This is a genomic window from Streptomyces sp. NPDC001380 (assembly GCF_042895785.1).
Lineage (GTDB): Bacteria > Actinomycetota > Actinomycetes > Streptomycetales > Streptomycetaceae > Peterkaempfera.
The window spans coordinates 249,066-265,780 of record NZ_JBIAWP010000004.1 but is presented as its reverse complement, the minus strand read 5'-3'; the positions used below and the strand labels follow the sequence as shown (position 1 = coordinate 265,780).

The 16,715-nt window shown below is 75.0% G+C and carries 17 protein-coding genes; 3 read left to right on the top strand and 14 right to left on the bottom strand.

The annotated features are described in order from the left end of the window. Positions 1-128: 128 nt before the first annotated feature. Positions 129-452 (bottom strand): ATP/GTP-binding protein, encoded by a 324-nt coding sequence (locus tag ACFY07_RS07775; RefSeq protein WP_390867839.1) that lies wholly within the window; start codon positions 450-452, stop codon positions 129-131. A gap of 279 nt (positions 453-731) precedes the next feature. On the opposite strand from ACFY07_RS07775, the gene ACFY07_RS07770 reads away from it, so the two are divergent. Then, positions 732-2,066, top strand: coding sequence for an LLM class flavin-dependent oxidoreductase (locus tag ACFY07_RS07770; RefSeq protein WP_390867837.1), 1,335 nt, complete (start codon positions 732-734; stop codon positions 2,064-2,066). Between the two features lie 122 nt (positions 2,067-2,188). Here the strand turns inward: ACFY07_RS07770 and ACFY07_RS07765 are convergent, their stop codons facing one another. Next, entirely contained in the window at positions 2,189-2,581 is a 393-nt protein-coding gene (locus ACFY07_RS07765; RefSeq protein WP_230650703.1) for an SCO5389 family protein, read from the bottom strand. A 433-nt stretch (positions 2,582-3,014) separates the two neighbouring features. Here ACFY07_RS07765 and nucS point away from each other — a divergent pair, with 433 nt between their 5' ends. Then, the gene (gene nucS / locus ACFY07_RS07760) at positions 3,015-3,674 is read left to right on the top strand and encodes an endonuclease NucS (RefSeq protein ID WP_230650700.1); all 660 of its coding nucleotides are present in this window, start codon (positions 3,015-3,017) and stop codon (positions 3,672-3,674) included. A 104-nt stretch (positions 3,675-3,778) separates the two neighbouring features. On the opposite strand, the gene ACFY07_RS07755 is transcribed toward nucS, so the two are convergent. The 3 genes from ACFY07_RS07755 to ACFY07_RS07745 all read right to left on the bottom strand — a co-directional run bounded on the left by ACFY07_RS07755 (position 3,779) and on the right by ACFY07_RS07745 (position 8,377). Then, on the bottom strand, positions 3,779-6,076 hold the full coding sequence (locus ACFY07_RS07755) for an ATP-binding protein (RefSeq protein ID WP_390867836.1): 2,298 nt from the start codon (positions 6,074-6,076) through the stop codon (positions 3,779-3,781). 726 nt (positions 6,077-6,802) lie between these two features. Beyond that, positions 6,803-7,219, bottom strand: a complete 417-nt coding sequence (locus tag ACFY07_RS07750; RefSeq protein ID WP_390867835.1) for an STAS domain-containing protein — start codon at positions 7,217-7,219, stop codon at positions 6,803-6,805. A 300-nt stretch (positions 7,220-7,519) separates the two neighbouring features. Then, complete coding sequence (locus tag ACFY07_RS07745; protein WP_230650694.1) at positions 7,520-8,377, bottom strand: 3-hydroxyacyl-CoA dehydrogenase family protein; 858 nt, start codon at positions 8,375-8,377, stop codon at positions 7,520-7,522. A 179-nt stretch (positions 8,378-8,556) separates the two neighbouring features. Here ACFY07_RS07745 and ACFY07_RS07740 point away from each other — a divergent pair, with 179 nt between their 5' ends. Next, complete coding sequence (locus ACFY07_RS07740) at positions 8,557-8,877, top strand: hypothetical protein (protein WP_230650691.1); 321 nt, start codon at positions 8,557-8,559, stop codon at positions 8,875-8,877. A gap of 87 nt (positions 8,878-8,964) precedes the next feature. Here the strand turns inward: ACFY07_RS07740 and ACFY07_RS07735 are convergent, their stop codons facing one another. From ACFY07_RS07735 to atpE, 9 genes are all read right to left on the bottom strand, one after another. Continuing rightward, positions 8,965-9,537: a cob(I)yrinic acid a,c-diamide adenosyltransferase gene (locus ACFY07_RS07735; protein WP_230650687.1), complete on the bottom strand. Its 573-nt coding sequence runs from the start codon at positions 9,535-9,537 to the stop codon at positions 8,965-8,967. Between the two features lie 136 nt (positions 9,538-9,673). After that, positions 9,674-10,180 carry a DUF2550 domain-containing protein gene (locus ACFY07_RS07730; RefSeq protein ID WP_390867834.1) on the bottom strand — a complete coding sequence of 169 codons (507 nt, stop codon included), beginning with the start codon at positions 10,178-10,180 and terminating at the stop codon, positions 9,674-9,676. Positions 10,181-10,337: 157 nt separating this feature from the next. Continuing rightward, a complete protein-coding gene (locus tag ACFY07_RS07725) occupies positions 10,338-10,715 on the bottom strand; it encodes a F0F1 ATP synthase subunit epsilon (RefSeq protein WP_230650681.1) in 378 nt (125 codons plus the stop codon). 200 nt (positions 10,716-10,915) lie between these two features. Further along, the gene (gene atpD, locus ACFY07_RS07720) at positions 10,916-12,361 is read right to left on the bottom strand and encodes a F0F1 ATP synthase subunit beta (protein WP_230650678.1); all 1,446 of its coding nucleotides are present in this window, start codon (positions 12,359-12,361) and stop codon (positions 10,916-10,918) included. A 5-nt stretch (positions 12,362-12,366) separates the two neighbouring features. Further along, a complete protein-coding gene (locus ACFY07_RS07715) occupies positions 12,367-13,287 on the bottom strand; it encodes a F0F1 ATP synthase subunit gamma (protein ID WP_230650676.1) in 921 nt (306 codons plus the stop codon). Positions 13,288-13,314: 27 nt separating this feature from the next. Continuing rightward, positions 13,315-14,889, bottom strand: a complete 1,575-nt coding sequence (gene atpA, locus ACFY07_RS07710; RefSeq protein WP_230650673.1) for a F0F1 ATP synthase subunit alpha — start codon at positions 14,887-14,889, stop codon at positions 13,315-13,317. Positions 14,890-15,032: 143 nt separating this feature from the next. Beyond that, positions 15,033-15,848 (bottom strand): F0F1 ATP synthase subunit delta, encoded by an 816-nt coding sequence (locus ACFY07_RS07705; RefSeq protein ID WP_390867833.1) that lies wholly within the window; start codon positions 15,846-15,848, stop codon positions 15,033-15,035. Further along, entirely contained in the window at positions 15,845-16,396 is a 552-nt protein-coding gene (locus ACFY07_RS07700) for a F0F1 ATP synthase subunit B (protein ID WP_230650667.1), read from the bottom strand. Before ACFY07_RS07700 ends, ACFY07_RS07705 begins: the two co-directional genes overlap by 4 nt. Before the next feature lie 39 nt (positions 16,397-16,435). Next, positions 16,436-16,675, bottom strand: a complete 240-nt coding sequence (gene atpE / locus ACFY07_RS07695) for an ATP synthase F0 subunit C (protein WP_230650665.1) — start codon at positions 16,673-16,675, stop codon at positions 16,436-16,438. Between the last annotated feature and the right edge of the window lie 40 nt (positions 16,676-16,715).

Sequence of the window (16,715 nt, the reverse complement as noted above, 5' to 3'; positions counted from 1 at the left end):
CGGCGGGGCGCCGGGCAGGTGCCCGACAGGTGTCCGGCCGTGCCCGGCAGGTGTCCGGCCGTGTCCGGCCGGTGTCCGGCCGTGTCCGGCCGTGCCCGGCAGGTGTCCGCGGCCCGGCGGGAACCCGGTCAGTACCGGGGCGCCCCGCGGCCGCGCAGGACGGCGGTGGTACGCCGCTCGCGGGCGTTCCAGCACGCGCGGTGCCAGTGCCGCCGGTCCTCGACGCCGGCGCCGTGCAGGGGCCAGGCGACGACGTGCCCGACGCGGGGCGGGATCTCCTGGTCGCAGCCGGGGCAGCGGTAGCGGCGGTCCGCGGCCCCGGCGACGGTCCGCACCGCCCAGTCCTCGCCGCGGTAGGGCTCGGTGCGCTGGAGCAGCGAGCTCCCGGCGGGCGCCGCCGGCTCCCGGGACCCGTCGTCGGTGGATCGGGGGCGGTTGCGGCGCGGCGACACGGCGGTTCCCTTCCTTGGTTCCCTGGGGCGGTCCCTCCCGGACCTGTTGTCCGCAGGGGGACTGGGGCGGAGGCACGGACGGCGGCGCGCCCTCGCCCTCAAGGGTAGGGGGTGCCGGCAGCCCTATAGCAGGCAAGCTGCCCGGATGTCAGCGAATCCGGCGATATGCATCCCTTCTTCCGGCAGTTCCGCCAATCGGCGTGCCATTGGCACATGACATGGGTTACTCACGAGGGGACAAGGCGGGGCCGCGGACCCTGCACGACCGAGGGAGACCCGATGACCGACACCACGACCGCGACCGCCGTCAGCGCCGGGGCCGCGGCCCAAGCGCCCGGGGACGCCGGACGTGCCGGGGACGCGCACCCGGGCGCCGCCGACACCGCCCGCGCCGGCGGCCCGCACACCGACACCCTCCGCGTCGGCGCGTTCCTGCTCTCCGCACAGTTCCCCGGCCAGCGGCACGCGGAGGCGCTGGAGCGCACGGTGGGCGCCGCCGTGGCCGCCGAGCACGCCGGACTGGACAGCGTGTGGCTGGCCGAGCACCACTTCGTGCCGTACGGGGTGTGCCCGGACGCCGCGACGCTGGCCGCGCTGCTCCTCGGCAGGACCCGCCGGATCGGGGTGGGCACCGCGGTCAGCGTCCTGTCCACGGCGCACCCGGTGGCCCTCGGCGAGCAGGCGGCCCTGCTGCACCTGACCTCCGGGGGCCGCTTCACCCTCGGGGTGGGCCGCGGCGGGCCCTGGGTGGACCTGGCCGTCTTCGGCTCCGGGGCCGACGCCTTCGAGTCGCAGTTCCCCGAGCGGCTCGACCTCCTGCTGCGGTGGCTGCGCGGCTCCCGGGTGGGTGCGGACGGGCCGGCGTTCTCCTTCCCCGAGGTGGCCGTGGTGCCGCGCGCCTCGGAGACCCCCCTCGTCGGGGGCGGCCTGCCGTCCGGCGTCCGGTACCGGCCGGGTCCCGCCGTCCGGGCGGCCCTCCCCCGGCAGCGGTCGGGCTCCGGCCGCCGGACCGGCTCCCCCGCCCCGGGGCCCGCGGGCCGCCCGCACCCGCTGCAGACCGTGCCCGTGCAGGCGGCGCACGCCGCGGGCGGGCCCCCGGTGGTGGTCGCCTGCACCTCGCGGGGCTCGGTCCGGCTGGCGGCCGAACGCGGGCTGCCGATGCTGCTCGGCATGCACTCCGGCGACGACGACAAGGCGGAGATGGTGGCCGCCTACCGGGCCGCCGCGGCGGACGCGGGGCGCACGCCGGAGCAGATCGCCCGGGTCGAGCGGGAGCACGTGGCCGCCGGGGTGGCGCAGGTCGGCGACAGCGCCTCCGAGGCCCGCGGCACCCTGCTGGCGGCGATGCCGGAGTGGTTCCGGTACGGGCTGGGCGCGCACCGCACCGTGGACGGCCGGGAGCGGAGGATGCGCGACCCGCACGAGTACACCCGGCTGCTGTGCGACCTCCATGCGGTCGGCACCCCCCGGCTGTGCGCCGACCGCATGCTGGCCACCGCGGAGCGCACCGGCATCCGGCGGTTCGCCCTGCTCGTCGAGGGCTCCGGGGACCGGGCGGCGACGCTGCACAACGTCGCCCGGCTCGGCTCGGAGGTGCTGCCGCTGCTGCGGTGACGGGCCGCCCGGGGCGGCCGGGGCGCTCCGGGCGGCCCCGGCCGTGTTCCGGCCGGGGTGCGGCCGGGGTGCGGCCGCCCGGGGCGGGCCGGGGCCGCCCCGCCGCAGGGGGCGGCCCGGGATCAGCAGTCGCGCAGGACCGGCGACTGGTTGAGCAGCTGCCCGCGCACCGAGGTGAACCGCTCGTAGCGCTCCTCGGACTCCTTCCCGGGGGCGAACACCGCGACCCGGTGGCAGTTCTGGAAGGCCAGGCGGACGCCGAAGTGCCGCTCCAGGGCCCCCCGGATGGCGTTGCTGGCCAGGGCGCGGAGGAGCTGGCCGCGGGCCTGCTCGTCCGGCGGGGGCACCTGGTTGTCGGCGAAGCCGGTGCCGTCCGCCCGGAGCCGGGCGGCCAGCGAGCTGATCATGTCCCAGGCGTAGGGCAGGGAGGTACGGACGCAGTCGACGAACTCCCTCTCGTCGACCTCGCCTCGCTCGGCCTTCTCGAGCAGGGCCGGTGAGACGTCGAGCGACATGGGTTCTCCTCTCGCCGCTCCGGGCCGACCCGGAGACGGTGCGGTGTGGGGGATGGTGCCGTGCCGTGCTCAGCCGCTGCCGGCGAGCGGTCGGCCGGTACGGACGCCGGCGCCGACACGCCCCGGCAGGCTCTCAGTCGGTTGTCGGCGGGGCCACCGTAATCCGGCGAATCTCGCCGAAACCTGACGCCATACGGAGAAGATGGCGCAAAAGCATATGAAATTCCGTCAGAAGCAGTCCCCCTCACCCGGCTCCGTGACACACGGTAAGCCACCGGGCACGCAGGCCACCAGGGATCGGCCCCGAGATCCGGTCGGACGCCGGGCCGCGGCCGGTGGACACCCGCCTCCAGGGTCGCGGTCCGCGGGCCGCCGGGAGCCGCCCTTCCCGCGAATCGCACCGAATGGCCCCGGTGGGCTAGCGTTGTCGACCGTGCGTCTCGTCATTGCCCGCTGCTCCGTCGACTACGCCGGACGGCTCTCCGCCCACCTTCCCTCCGCGACCCGGCTGCTGCTGCTGAAGGCCGACGGCTCGGTCTCCGTGCACGCGGACGACCGGGCCTACAAGCCGCTCAACTGGATGTCGCCGCCGTGCGTCCTCAAGGAGGCCGAGGGCGTCTGGACGGTCGAGAACAAGGCCGGTGAAAAGCTGATCATCACCCTGGAGGAGGTGCTCCACGACTCCTCCCACGAGCTGGGGGTGGACCCCGGCCTGATCAAGGACGGCGTGGAGGCCCACCTCCAGGAGCTGCTGGCCGACCGGATGGAGGTCCTCGGGGAGGGCTGGTCCCTCGTCCGCCGCGAGTACCCCACCGCCATCGGGCCGGTGGACATCCTCTGCCGGGACGCCTCCGGGGCGACCGTCGCCGTGGAGATCAAGCGGCGCGGCGAGATCGACGGCGTGGAGCAGCTCACCCGGTACCTGGAGCTCCTCAACCGGGACCCGCTGCTCGCCCCCGTCAGGGGCGTCTTCGCCGCCCAGGAGATCAAGCCGCAGGCCCGGGTGCTCGCCGCCGACCGCGGCATCGGCTGCGTCGTCCTGGACTACGACGGGCTGCGCGGGATCGACGACGACAAGCTGAGGCTGTTCTGACCCGCCGGGCCGCCGCGACCCCGCGGCCGCCCGGCACCGCGGCGCCGCCGCCTCCCCGGACCGCCGGACCCCCGGCAGGACCGCCAGGGGGCGGCGGCGGCGCTCTACGGCAGGCCGGTCCCGCTCTGCGACGTGCCCGGGGGCGGCGGCGGGGGGTCGACCGGGGTCGTCGTGCTCGGCGAGGCGGAGCCCGACGGGGAGGCGGTCGGCGACGCCGACGTCCCGCTCGGCGAGGGCTTCGGCGACGTGCCGGACGGGGACGGCTTCGGCGGCCGCGACGGCGTGCCCCCGCCCGTCGGCCGGGCGGAGGGCTTCGGCGCGCCGGCCGTCGGGGCCGCGGGACCCGCGGAGCCCGAGGGGGCGCCGGACCCGCCCGGCACCGGCAGCGGGGCGGAGGCCGCCGTCGCGGAGGAGGAGGCCGAGGGCGGGCGCGAGGTGCCGCGGACGGTGCCGGAGGCCGGTGCGGACGGGGCGTCCGCCGAGGGGGAGGCGCCGAGGTCCGCCGGGTCCTCCGGGACCCCCGCGTCGGCCGGCACGCCCGGCACGGTCCGCTGCGGCGTCGGCGTCCCCGCGCTGCTGCCGGCCGCGACCAGGCCGGCGGTCGCGCCCAGCGCCGCGAGCAGCACGACGCCGGCGCCCGCCGCGGCGCCGCGCCGCCGGGCGCGCCCGCCCGCCGCACCGCCGCGCCGCCAGAGGAGGTGGCCCATGGAGCGCCCCTGGGCGGGCCGGCCCACCGCCCCGGCCGCACCGGCGGCGCCGCCCGCACCGGCGAGCAGGGCGAGCATCCGGCGGGCCGCACCCGCCGAGGTGTCGCCGAGCGCGCCGCGCAGCGCGACGGACGCCTCCAGTTCGGTCCGGGCCCGGTCCTCCGCGCCCGTCACCAGCGCCAGCACCCCGAGTTCGTGGTGGAACCACGCCTCGTCGGAGACCGCGCCGGAGGTCCGCGCCGCCTCCAGTCCCAGCCGGAGGACCTGCTCCCAGGCACCCCAGCGCAGGCTCAGCGCGAGCGCGGGCGCGGCTGCGCGCGCCAGCAGCACCACCGAGCCGTGCCGGCCCGCCTCCCGGTCCGCGTACAGGGCGGCGACCAGCACCTCCGCCTCGGCCGCGACCTGCTCGGGCACGACCGAGGAGTGGCCGACCCACCAGGCGAAGTGCTGCGCCGCCCCGCGGGCGACGTCACCGGTCCGCCACTCCATGGCCAGGAGGGAGCGGACGCCCGCGGTCAGCCGGTGGTGCTCCCCCGCGGAGACGGCGAGCCCGCAGTCGACGAGTTCGCGCAGGGCGCTCTCGCCCTGGCCGACGTCGATCAGCGCGGGCAGGTGCGGCGCGGTGGGGCACTGGCCGCCGAGGCCCACGGCGAGCCGGAGCACCTCCCGCGCCTGGCCGGAGAGGCCGCGGGCGATCCGCACGGCGGGGGCCGCGCTCTCCGCGACCGAGGGCAGCGGCACGGCCTGCCGCAGCTCCTCGTCCAGCAGGGCGGGGTCGCCGTCCGGACGGGGGCCGGCGCCGCCGCCGAAGAGGGACGCCCGCTCCTCGCGGGTGACGGCCAGGGCGTCGGCGGCGACGTCGCGGTGCCGCAGCAGCGCACCCGCCTGGACGAAGCGCAGCGGCAGGCCCTCGGACTCGAACCACAGGTCCACCGCCCAGGCCCGCTCGACCGCGTCCAGGGGGCGCCCGGCGAGCGAGGCGAGGAGCGCCAGGCAGGCGTCGCGGGAGAGTCCGCCGAGGACGCTCTCCTCCAGGCGTGCGCCGGAGTCGGGGGCGGCCGTGTCGGGGGCGGTGGCGACCAGGAACGCGCACTCGGGGGCGGCGTCCAGGAACTCGTCGAGCGCGGCGCCGCCGAACTCCACGTCGTCGACGACCACCAGGGCCCCCACCCCGGCCAGCAGGTCCGGCAGTTCGCGGCGGTCGGGGCGGTGGCCGGGCGCACGGTGGGTGGCGGCGTAGAGGTCCTGCAGCAGGTCGGCCGGGGTGCGGCGGTACCCGCTCAGCCGGACGACGCCGTCGGGGGCGATGCCCGCGCAGGAGTCGGCGACCGCGCGCAGCAGGGCGCTGCGGCCGGAGCCGGACGGCCCGGTGACCCGTATGGAGCGGCCGCGGGAGAGGAGGTCGCGGAGCCGCGCGACCTCGGCCTCGCGCTCCAGGAGCGCGGCGCCGCCGGGTCCGGAGCCGAGCACCACCGGGCCGACGGGGCCCACGGGCCCGGCGGGGCGGCGCCCGCCGGCCGTGCGCGCCACGGGGCGGGGCTCGGGGAGGCGGTCCGCGGGGCAGGGCAGGGCCTCGGAGCCCTCCGGCGCGCCCACGGCGACCAGGAAGCGGCCGGCGACGACCTCGCCGGTGCGCACCCGCGCCTCCTCCTCGGCGGCGGCCGCGAGGACGGGAAGGGGGGCGGTGTCGGTCACGGGCCGGGGCGCCGCGGGGGCCTCACGGGGTGACTGCGGGTCGGGGGCGGGCGCCGCCGGGCGGCCGGACGGCGCGGGGCGCGTCGGGAGGGCCGGGCGGTCCGCGGACGGCCCGGGCTTGCCGAACCCGACGGGACGCGCCGGTGCGGCGGGGCGCTCGGACAGCGGCGGGGGCCCGTCGAAGCCGGCGGGGCGGCCCGCCCCCACGGGGCGCCTGGGCAGCGCGGGGCGGTCGTCCGCGGGCGGTGCGGGCCTCCCGGTCCCCGAGGGGCCGTCGAAGCCCGCGGGGCGGCCGGCGCCCACGGGGCGCGTCGGCAGTGCGGGCCGTCCGCGGGACGGCGCGGCCCCGTCCTGCGCTGCGGCCCCGTCCTGCGCGGCGGCGGGGGTGCGGCGCCTCGGAAGGGCGGGCAGGTCGCGGTGGCGTTCCTCGGGGCCTCCGGGCTCGCCGGGCCCGGGGCCCCCGGGGGATGGGTTCATCGTCGTCGCTCCGCCGCTGTAGACCGTGGCCGAAGGACCGGTCGGCCGCCCGGGCGTGTCCGGGCCTCTCGATGGCGAACCCTAGACCCTCGCCCACCTGCGACCAACCCCGGACCCCGGCGCGGACGGGGCGGAAGCCCGGTGACCTGGGCGGGACTTGGGGCGGCCGGGAAGCGGTCCGCGCCCGGGAGCAGGGCGGGGCCGGGAGCAGGACGGGGCAGCGCGGGGAGTACGGCCGGAGGGGGCCGGTCAGGCGCGGGCGGGCGCGGGCCACGGGGCGGACCCGCCGCCGGGGAGCGCGGCGCCCGCCACCGGGAGGGCCTCGGCGTCGGCGCCGGACCCGGGGAGGGTGGCCCCGCCGGGCTCGCGGACGGCTCCCTCGATGGCGAGGATGCGGTGCAGCCGGGTGGCGACCAGCAGCCGCTGGAGCTGGAGCGGCACGGCCCGCAGGACCAGCCGCCGGCCGAGCCTCCCGGCCCGCCGGTGGGTGCCCATGATGACGCCGAGTCCGGTGGCGTCCCAGGAGTCGAGGCGGCCGAGGTCGAGGACGAGGTCGCCCCGCCCGCCGTCCACCGCCTCGTGCAGCACGGCTCGGGCGTCCGCGGCGGTACGCACGTCGAGACGCCCCTCGACGGCCAGCTCGGCGTGGTCGCCCGTGATGCGCATGCCCCTTCTCCTCCGTCTTCCTCCCGTACGTCCCCGCGCGGCCGTGGCGCCACGCCGCGGGTGCCGGTCCCGGCACTTCTCTTCTCTGACGCGGGACCAGGTGTGCAGGTTGCTGGTGCGGGCGACATCTGAAACGAATTCACCCGTCCGGGGGAATACCGGCGGTTCCTTCGCAGGCCCTCGTCCGATTACAGCCCATCCGGTGCCGCCGTCACCCCGCGGCGGCGCAGAGGTGAGCAAGTTCACCCCGGGTGCGACGGGCGGCCGGGCCCGGCCGTCCCGGGCCCCGGCCGCCGCGGGTCACTTCTCGTCGTACCCGTAGAAACCGCGTCCGCTCTTGCGGCCGAGGTCGCCCGCGGTGACCATGCGGGCCATGATCTCCGGCGGCGCGAATTTCTCGTCCTGGGTCTCGGTGTAGATGTTCCGCGTCGCGTTCAGCAGGATGTCCACACCGGTGAGGTCGGCGGTGGCGAGGGGGCCCATGGCGTGCCCGAAGCCGAGCCGGCAGGCGGTGTCGATGTCCTCGGCGGAGGCCACGCCGGACTCGTACAGCTTCGTCGCCTCCACCACGAGGGCGGTGATCAGCCGGGTGGTGACGAAGCCCGCCACGTCGCGGTTGACCACGACGACGGTCTTGCCGACGCCCTCGGCGAAGGCGCGGGCCGCCGCCAGGGCCTCGTCGCCGGTCTTGTAGCCGCGCACCAGCTCGCACAGCTGCATCATCGGGACCGGCGAGAAGAAGTGGGTGCCGACCACGCTCTCCGGCCGGTCGGTGACGGCGGCGATGCGGGTGATCGGGATGGCGGAGGTGTTGGTGGCGAGCACCGCGCCGTCGCGGGCGATGCGGTCCAGCTCGCGGAAGACCTCCTGCTTGACCTCCAGCTTCTCGAAGACGGCCTCGACGACCAGGTCGGCGTCGGCGACGGCCTCCAGGTCGGTGGTGGTGGTGATGCGGCCCAGGGCCGCCTCGGCGTCCTCGGCGGAGAGCTTCCCCTTGGCGACGAAGCGCTCGTAGGAGGCCCGGATGCCGCCCACGCCGCGCCGCAGCGCCTCCTCGGTGACGTCCCTCAGCACCACCTCGTACCCGGCCTGTGCGGACACCTGGGCGATGCCGGATCCCATCAGGCCGGCGCCGACGACGGCGATCCTCTTGCTCACGCTGCTCCTCCACGTCCCGTGCGGCGTCCGGCCCACGGGCAGGGGTCACCGCCCGAGCCGCGCCGCTCCGGTCGGGACTCTAACGCCGGGCGCGGCGCTGTGGTGACAATGGAGGGTGTGATCTCCGTCCGGTTCCGACGCCGGACGGGGCGGCCGGTGCGGACGGGAGGTGGGTTCAGGTGGAAGGGCTCGACCCCCTGCCGGCGCTGCTGCTGGCCCTGGGCGTGCTGGGCGTGATGGTGCTGCTGCTGCGCTGGACCTTCAGCGGCGGCAGGTCGCTGGTGGCGCGGCCGCCGCGGACGGGGCGGCCCGGCGAGTACGGGCTGCTGGTGAGCGTCGCCGCGCCCCGCGACGCGGCGGAGGCGCTGCGGCTGACCCGGCGGCTGGACGGCGCGGGCATCCGCAGCACGGTGGTGCACACCACCCAGGGCGCCCGGGTGATGGTGTGGCCGCAGGAGGCCGACCGGGCGCGGGGCGTGCTGGCGGAGCCGGACGGCTGAGGCCGCGGCCGGGCTCCCGGCACGGCCGGGGAGCCCGCCGCCGGGACCCGCCCGGGGCACCGGGCGGCTCCCCGGGCGGGGTGTCCCTCAGCGGTTCTCGCCGGGGATCCACAGGACGTCGCCGCGCTCCTTGTTGGCGATCCTGGCGAGGATGAAGAGCAGGTCGGAGAGGCGGTTGAGGTACTTGGCCGTCAGCGGGTTGACGCTGTCGCCGTGGACCTCGATCGCGGCCCACGTGGAGCGCTCGGCGCGGCGCACGACGGTGCAGGCGAGGTGGAGGTGGGCGGCGCCGGGGGTACCGCCGGGGAGGATGAAGCTGCGCAGCTTCTCCAGCTGCTCCAGGTAGGTGTCGCAGTCGGCCTCCAGCCGGTCGATGTAGGTCTGGAGGACGCGCAGCGGCGGGTACTCCGGGTTCTCGACCACGGGGGTGGCGAGGTCGGCGCCGACGTCGAAGAGGTCGTTCTGCACCCGGACCAGGACGGCGGCGACGTCCTCGGGGAGGCTGCCGGCGGCCAGGGCGACGCCGATGGCGGCGTTGGCCTCGTTGGCGTCCGCGTAGGCGGCCAGCCGGGGGTCGGTCTTGGTGGTGCGGCTCATGTCGCCGAGCGCCGTGGTGCCGTCGTCGCCGGTGCGGGTGTAGATCCGGGTGAGGTTGACCATGGGGCGCAGCCTACTCAGCGGTACGGCGGGCTGTCAGGCCCGGGCCCGGCCGGCCGGGCCCGGGGGCGGGGGCGGGCCGGGATGGGGCAGGCAAGGAGGGCGGCCGCGGCGGGGGCCCACCGGGGCGGTACGGGACTCAGGCGACGTTGACGCGCTGTCCGGGCGGGGCGGCCTCGAGCCAGGCCAGGAAACCGGTCAGGGCGTCCTCGCTCATGGCCAGCTCCAGGGGGGCGCCGCGGTGCAGGCAGCGCAGCACGACGGAGCCGGAGAGGAGGGCGAGCTCCTCCTGGCCGGCCGGGTAGCGGCGGCCCAGGACCTCGATCTCGGAGCGGGGCAGCACGCGGCGCGGCCGCGGGGCGTAGGAGAAGACGCGGAACCACTCGATGGAGTCGCCGCTGTAGCGGGCGATGCCGAAGACCCACCCCTTGCCGTCGGCGGGGGTCGGCGGGGCGGGGGCGGGCTCGCCGTCGGGCGCGGGGTCCGGCACGGGGGCCGGGGACACGGGGGCGGGCATCCGCAGGCGCAGGCTGCAGTCGAAGGTGCCGCCCACCCGCTGGATGAGCCGGCGGCGCAGCGCGAAGGCCGCCAGGCCGGCGACGCCCACCGCGACGACCGCCGCACACACCACAAGGGCGAGGACCATGCCCACCGACCTCCTCGCGCTCGCACTTCCGCTGGGCGGGGCGGGTGCCCCGCGGACCCGCCACCCCTATCAACCGGTGCGGCGGTCCCGGGGTCACTGTCGAAGCGCCCCGGGACCGCCGGTGAAGCTCTGCCTCTCGGCGTGCGCCGTCGCGGCCTCAGGCGGCCTTGCGGGACGCGGCGACCAGTCGGACCTCGGCCCGGCGCTCGGCGTGGGCGTCGGTGTCCGACTTGGCCCGCTCCAGGGCGCGCTCGGCGCGGGCGACGTCGATCTCGTCCGCCAGCTCGGCGATCTCGGCGAGCAGCGACAGCTTGTTGTCCGCGAACGAGATGAAGCCGCCGTGCACGGCGGCGACGACGGTGCCGCCGTCCGCCTGGCGGATGGTGACCGGGCCGGACTCCAGCACGCTCAGCACCGGGGTGTGGCCCGGCTGGATGCCGATGTCACCGGACGCGGTCCGGGCGACGACGATGGTGGCCGCACCGGACCACACCTTGCGGTCGGCCGCGACCAGCTCGACGTGCAGCTCAGCCAACGTTGGCTCCTCGGATCGTGGGACCGCCGGATGGACGGGCGGTCCCGGTAAGGATAACGGCCCCGTCCCGCCCGGCCGAAACCGGGAGGGGCGGGGATGGCCGGAACCCGGCCTGGCGGCGGGCCGGTGCGCGGAGAGGGGCGGGCCCGGTGCCCCGGGGCCCGCCCCTCTCCGTCACGACGACCTGCCTGCCTGCTGCCTTACTTCTTCAGCAGCTCGGCGGCGTTCTTCTCGAGGTCCTCGATGCCGCCGCACATGAAGAAGGCCTGCTCGGGGACGTGGTCGTACTTGCCGTCCGCGATCGCGTTGAAGGCCTCGATGGTCTCCGACAGCGGCACGGTCGAGCCCTCGACACCGGTGAACTGCTTCGCCACGTAGGTGTTCTGCGAGAGGAAGCGCTCGATCCGGCGGGCGCGGTGGACGGTGAGCTTGTCCTCCTCGCCCAGCTCGTCGATGCCGAGGATCGCGATGATGTCCTGGAGGTCCTTGTACTTCTGGAGGATCCCCTTGATGCGGACCGCGGTGTCGTAGTGGTCCTGCGCGATGTAGCGCGGGTCCAGGATGCGGGACGTGGAGTCCAGCGGGTCGACCGCGGGGTAGATGCCCTTCTCCGAGATCGGACGGGAGAGCACCGTCGTCGCGTCGAGGTGGGCGAAGGTGGTGGCCGGGGCCGGGTCGGTCAGGTCGTCCGCGGGGACGTAGATCGCCTGCATGGAGGTGATCGAGTGACCGCGGGTCGAGGTGATGCGCTCCTGGAGGAGGCCCATCTCGTCGGCCAGGTTCGGCTGGTAGCCCACCGCGGAGGGCATGCGGCCGAGCAGGGTCGACACCTCGGAGCCGGCCTGGGTGAACCGGAAGATGTTGTCGATGAAGAGCAGCACGTCCTGCTGCTGCACGTCGCGGAAGTACTCGGCCATGGTGAGGGCCGAGAGCGCGACGCGCAGACGGGTGCCCGGCGGCTCGTCCATCTGGCCGAAGACCAGGGCGGTCTTGTCGAGGACGCCCGAGTCCACCATCTCGTGGATGAGGTCGTTGCCCTCACGGGTGCGCTCGCCCACACCGGCGAAGACCGACACACCGCCGAAGTTCTCGGCGACGCGGTAGATCATCTCCTGGATGAGGACGGTCTTGCCGACGCCGGCGCCGCCGAACAGGCCGATCTTGCCGCCCGTGACGTACGGGGTCAGCAGGTCGATGACCTTGATGCCGGTCTCGAACATCTCGGTCTTGGACTCGAGCTGGTCGAAGTTGGGCGCCTTGCGGTGGATCGGCCAGCGCGTGGTGACCTGGGCGTTGAACTCCGCCGGGTCGGCGTTGAGCACGTCGCCCAGGGCGTTGAACACCTTGCCCTTGGTGATGTCGCCGACCGGGACGGAGATCGCCGAGCCGGTGTCGGTGACACCGGCGCCGCGGACCAGGCCGTCGGTGGGCTGCATCGAGATGGTGCGGACCATGCCGTCGCCCAGGTGCTGGGCGACCTCGAGGGTCAGCGTCTTCCTGCCGGTGCCGTCGGGCGCGTCGACCTCGACGTGCAGGGCGTTGAACATGTCCGGCATCGCGTCGACGGGGAACTCCACGTCGACGACCGGGCCGATGACCCGCGCGACGCGGCCCGTCGCCGTGGCCGTCTCAACAGTGGCGGTCATAGTTGTCAGTCACTCCCCGCGCTAGCGTCGGCCAGGGCGTTCGCGCCACCGACGATCTCGCTGATTTCCTGGGTGATCTCGGCCTGGCGGGCCGAGTTGGCAAGCCGCGTGAGCGACTTGATGAGCTCCTCGGCGTTGTCCGTCGCCGACTTCATCGCGCGCCGGCGGGCGGCGTGCTCCGAAGCTGCCGACTGGAGCAGCGCGTTGTAGATCCGGCTCTCGACATACCGCGGCAGCAGCGCGTCGAGGACGCCCTCCGCCGACGGCTCGAAGTCGTACAGCGGGAAGATCTCCGCCTTCGCGGACTCCTCGCGCTCCTCCGCCACCTCGTCGAGGTGCAGCGGCAGCAGCCGGGCGTCCACCGCGTTCTGCGTCAGCATGGACACGAACTCGGTCGACACGATGTGGAGCTCGTCCACGCCGCCGTCCGCCGTGTCGGTCACGAACGCCTCGATGAGGGTGCTCGCGACCGTCTTGGCGTCCGCGTACGTCGGCTTGTCGGAGAAGCCGGTCCACGACTCCGCGACCGGGCGGTTGCGGAAGTTGTAGAAGGCGACGCCCTTGCGGCCGACGATGTACGTCACGACCTCCTTGCCCTCGGCCGTGAGGCGCTCGCCGAGGAGCGTCGCAGCCTTGATGGCGTTGGAGGAGTAGCCGCCGGCCAGGCCGCGGTCCGCGGTGACCAGGAGGACCGCGGCGCGGGTGGCGTCGGGGTTCTCCGTGGTCAGCGGGTGCTTGGCGTTGGACCGGGTGGCGACCGCGGTCACCGCGCGGGTGAGCTCACTCGCGTACGGGGTGGAGGCGGCCACCGCGCGCTGCGCCTTGACGATGCGCGACGCGGAGATCATCTCCATCGCCTTGGTGATCTTCTTGGTCGCGGAGACGGAGCGGATCCGGCGCTTGTAGACCCGAAGCTGGGCTCCCATGGGTCGTTACGTCCTTTCCGTCCGGCTTCAGGCCGACTCGCCGAGCAGCTTGCCCTCGGAGGTCTCGAAGCCCTGCTTGAAGGAAGCGATCGCGGCGGTCAGCGCGTCGATGGTGCCGTCCTCGAGCTTGCCGGTCTCGACGATGCCGGAGAGGAGCTGCTTGTGCTCCACCCGCAGGTTGTCGAGGAACTCGCGCTCGAAGCGGCGGATGTCGGCGACCGGGACGTCGTCCAGCTTGCCGGTGGTGCCGGCCCAGATGGAGACGACCTGCTCCTCGACCGGGAACGGCGCGTACTGGCCCTGCTTCAGCAGCTCGACCATGCGGGCGCCGCGCTCCAGCTGGGCCTTGGAGGCCGGGTCCAGGTCGGAGCCGAAGGCGGCGAACGCCTCGAGCTCGCGGTACTGGGCCAGGTCCAGGCGCAGGCGGCCGGCGACCGACTTCATGGCCTTGATCTGGGCGGAGCCGCCGACGCGGGAGACCGAGATGCCGACGTTCACGGCCGGGCGGATGCCGGCGTTGAACAGGTCGGACTCCAGGAAGCACTGGCCGTCGGTGATGGAGATGACGTTGGTCGGGATGTACGCCGACACGTCGTTGGCCTTGGTCTCGATGATCGGCAGGCCGGTCATCGAACCCGCGCCCAGCTCGTCGGAGAGCTTGGCGCAGCGCTCCAGCAGGCGGGAGTGCAGGTAGAAGACGTCACCCGGGTAGGCCTCGCGGCCCGGCGGGCGGCGGAGCAGCAGGGAGACGGAGCGGTAGGCCTCGGCCTGCTTCGACAGGTCGTCGAAGACGATCAGGACGTGCTTGCCGTCGTACATCCACTCCTGGCCGATGGCGGAGCCGGTGTAGGGGGCCAGGTACTTGAAGCCCGCCGGGTCCGACGCCGGGGCGGCGACGATGGTGGTGTACTCCAGGGCGCCGGCCTCCTCCAGCGCGCCGCGCACGGACGCGATGGTGGAGCCCTTCTGGCCGATGGCGACGTAGATGCAGCGGACCTGCTTCTTCGGGTCGCCCGAGCGCCAGTTGTCGCGCTGGTTGATGATGGTGTCGATCGCCACCGCGGTCTTGCCGGTCTGGCGGTCGCCGATGATCAGCTGGCGCTGGCCGCGGCCGATCGGGGTCATCGCGTCGATGGCCTTGATGCCGGTCTGCATCGGCTCGTGGACCGACTTGCGGACCATGACGCCGGGGGCCTGCAGCTCCAGGGCGCGGCGGCCCGTGGACTCGATCGCGCCGAGGCCGTCGATCGGGTTGCCCAGCGGGTCGACCACGCGGCCGAGGTAGCCCTCGCCCACGGGAACCGACAGCACCTCGCCGGTACGGCGGACCGTCTGGCCCTCCTCGATGCCGCTGAAGTCGCCGAGGACGACGACGCCGATCTCGCGGTCCTCGAGGTTCAGCGCGAGGCCGAGGGTGCCGTCCTCGAACTTCAGCAGCTCGTTGGCCATGGCCGAGGGAAGGCCCTGGACCTTGGCGATGCCGTCCATCGCCTCGCTGACCGTGCCGACCTCTTCGCGCGAGGCGGCGTCCGGCTGGTACGACTGGACGAAGTTCGCCAGCGCGTCCCGGATCTCCTCCGGCCGGATCGTGAGCTCCGCCATCTGGGTTCCCTGCTCTCCTAGGTTGCGATCCTCGGCCCGCCCTTGGAGGGCCGCAAGTATTCGATCCTCGGCCGGTGTGGTTCGTGGAACCGGCCGTACGTTGTCCCGACCGAGGGTCGGATGCTGCTTCCGGGCCCGGGGCGTCAGCCCTCGAGGCCCTGCCGGGCGCCTTCCAGGCGGCTGGCCACGGTGCCGTCGATGATCTCGTCGCCGATCTGCACCTTCACACCGCCGAGGACCTCGGGGTCGATGTCGATGTTCAGGTGCACCTGGCGGCCGTAGAGCCGGCCCAGGGCGCCGGCGAGGCGCTGACGCTGCCCGTCCGACAGCGGCACCGCGGTGGTGACCAGGGCCACCACACGGCCGCGACGGGAGGCGGCGAGCCTGGAGTAGGACTCCAGCCCCTGGTCCAGGCTACGTCCACGCGGGTGCGAGACGAGCGAGACGACCAGGCGCACGGTGGCCGGGTTGGCGCGGCCGCCGAGCAGCGAGCGCACCAGCTCCGCCTTGGCGGCGGTGCCGGCCTTGGGCTCGCTCAGCGCGGACCGCAGCTCCGGGGAGCCCGCGACGACGCGGCCGAACCGGAACAGCTCGTCCTCGACGTCGTCCAGCGCCCCGGCCCGGTCGGCCGCGATGACCTCGGCGTACGCCGCCAGCTGCTCGGCGGCGTCGACCAGGTCGCGCGAACCGGACCAGCGGGAGCGGACCAGGCCGGAGACCAGGTCGACGGTCTCGCCGGAGACCTGCCCGGCCAGCAGCGAGGCGACCAGGCCGGCCTTGTCCTGCCCGGACCGCGCCGGGTCGGTGAGGACCCGGCGCAGCGACACCTCGCGGTCGAGCAGCGCGGTGACGGCGGAGAGTTCCTCACCGAGCCTGACGGCGTCCACCGCGGTGGAGTCGGTCAGGCTCTCGAGGTTCTCCCGCCCCGCGGCGAGGGCCCCACGGCTGGCGCCGATCACTTGGCCGCACCTTCCGAGACGGAGGCCTTGGCCTCGAGCTCGTCGAGGAAGCGGTCGATGATCCCGCTCTGCCGGGCGGAGTCCTGGAGGGACTCGCCGACGATGCGGGAGGCCAGCTCGGTCGCGAGCGCGCCCACGTCGTGCCGGAGCACGGCGGTGGCCTGCTTGCGGTCGGCCTCGATCTGGGCGTGGCCGGCGGTGACGATGGCGTCCCGCTGGCGCTGGCCCTCCTCACGCATCTCCGTGATCAGCGCGGCGCCCTGCTCACGGGCGTGCTCGGTGATCCGAGCCGCCTCGTGGCGCGCCTCGGCGAGCTCGGCGCGGTACTGCTCCAGGGTGCGCTGGGCCTCGGCCTGCGCCTCCTCGGCCCGCTCGAGGCCGCCCTCGATCGCGTCCCGGCGCTCCGACAGCACCTTCTCGATGCTGGGGAGGAGCTTCTTGCCGAGGAACCCGAAGACGATGAAGAAGCAGATCAGGCCGATGATGAGCTCCGGCCACGCGGGGAGGAGAGGGTTCTCCGCCTCCGCGGCTTCAGCCAGGAAGTTCATATCTGGACCTTTCGTCGGAAGGGGCTACCGGACGCCGAATTACTTGGGGCCGGCGCCGAAGACGAACGGCATCACGATGCCGATGAGGGCGAGCGCCTCGGTGAGGGCGAAGCCGATGAACATGTTGGAGCGGATCAGGCCGGCAGCCTCGGGCTGACGGGCCATCGCCTGCACACCGTTGCCGAAGATCAGGCCGACGCCGATGCCGGGGCCGATGGCGGCCAGGCCGTAACCGATGGAGGCGACGGAGCCGTAAACGCCTGCGGCGAGGATGCTCATTTCAGCTGTCCTTTGCGGATAGTGAGCCGGTGGTGGTTGG